Origin of the sequence: Streptococcus sp. KR (assembly GCF_002238115.1) — a bacterium.
Taxonomy (GTDB): domain Bacteria; phylum Bacillota; class Bacilli; order Lactobacillales; family Streptococcaceae; genus Streptococcus.
The window spans coordinates 1-397 of sequence record NZ_NGVM01000170.1 but is presented as its reverse complement, the minus strand read 5'-3'; the positions used below and the strand labels follow the sequence as shown (position 1 = coordinate 397).

Annotated in this window: 1 protein-coding gene; it reads right to left on the bottom strand. The window is 38.0% G+C overall.

Annotation, left to right across the window (positions count from 1 at the left end):
* On the bottom strand, positions 1-397 hold a 397-nt coding region (locus tag CBI42_RS11455), incomplete at both ends, for a type IV secretory system conjugative DNA transfer family protein (protein ID WP_179211424.1).

The window sequence follows — 397 nt, the reverse complement described above, 5'->3', positions numbered from 1 at the left end:
GAGTCAAAATAGAGATAACCAATCAATGCACGTTGCAGCATCAACTCTGCTTGAACCCAGAAGTCTTCTCCAGTATGCTCACTCTTCTTTGTTCCCTCAGTAATTGCTTCAGAGATACGATCAATATCTAGCTCAGACTTCATGTAATGAAAAGGATTAAATCGATCTGAATTCTTGAGCCGAATCAAATCAAAGATTTTAACAGCATAGCCAGCTTTCTCCAGCATCTTCCCAACTTCGTGTACCAGATTTCCTTTAGGATCCGTCACAACAAAGTTTGAGTTCATCTGCATTAAATTTGGCAATACAAAAGTAAAGGTTTTACCATCTCCTGGAAGACCAATGACAATCACATTTTTATTGAGCTGAACATTGTAGGCTAAGCGAAAGTTAAATA